This is a genomic window from Oleiphilus sp. HI0061, from assembly GCF_001635675.1.
Genome location: NZ_LWFE01000356.1, coordinates 1 through 859, shown reverse-complemented (window position 1 = coordinate 859; position 859 = coordinate 1). Strand labels below are relative to the sequence as shown.

General features: G+C 47.6%; 2 protein-coding genes. Both read left to right on the top strand.

What is annotated here, in order from left to right:
* Nucleotides 1-329: SDR family NAD(P)-dependent oxidoreductase (locus tag A3735_RS04845; protein WP_156499409.1), on the top strand; the 329-nt coding region annotated here is incomplete at its 5' end.
* Nucleotides 330-411: 82 nt separating this feature from the next.
* Nucleotides 412-859, top strand: a 448-nt coding sequence (locus tag A3735_RS04840) for a trans-acting enoyl reductase family protein (protein ID WP_197485673.1), incomplete at its 3' end; no start/stop codon positions are given.

The following is an 859-nucleotide window of genomic DNA, read 5'->3' as shown; positions in this document are numbered from 1 at the left end:
GTGGAACGCCGATGGGAAGCTCCTATGGCGCTGCCAAGCACGCTGTAATAGGTCTAACTAAAACGGCCGCAGTTGAATGTGGGCCTATGAATGTTCGAGTTAATGCGATTTGCCCCTTCTTTACGTCAACGCCGATGGTTGATAATCCAACGATGAATCCGAATGATAATATCGAAGAGGTCAACAAGAACCTTGCGCGCGGCTGTCCGATGAAGCGTATCGCACGAGTTGAAGAAATTGTGAATGTCATGGTCATGATACTGTCACCAGCGAATAGTTATATGAACGGTATTGCTATACCGGTTGACGGCGGCATGTCAGCCATGTAATTTCAAAGGGGTCAGACTCGATTGAATTTCAATCGAGTCTGACCCCTTTGAAAATAAGCTATAAAAATAATAGGAAGAGGTCATGAGTACAAAGCGCGAATTCGATGTGATCATATGGGGAGCAAGTGGTTTTACAGGCCGCTTAGTTGCCGAATACTATCTAAATACCTACGGCCTCGATGGCGAACTAAAATGGGCAATGGCTGGACGCAACCAAACCAAGCTTGAAGAAGTTCGAAAAGGCTTAGGTAACGATAACATTCCTCTTATTCTTGCCGATAGCCACGATACGGCTAGCCTGAATGAACTGGCAAAACGTACTAAAGTCGTCTGCACAACGGTCGGTCCTTACGCTAAATATGGAAACGAGTTAGTCGCCGCGTGTGTCGAGAACGGCACTGACTATTGCGACCTGGCCGGCGAGACGCAATGGATTCGTCGCATGATCGACAAGCACCACAAAGCGGCAAAAGAAGCCGGTTGCCGGATTGTCCATTGTTGTGGTTTTGACTCGATTCCTTCCGACATGG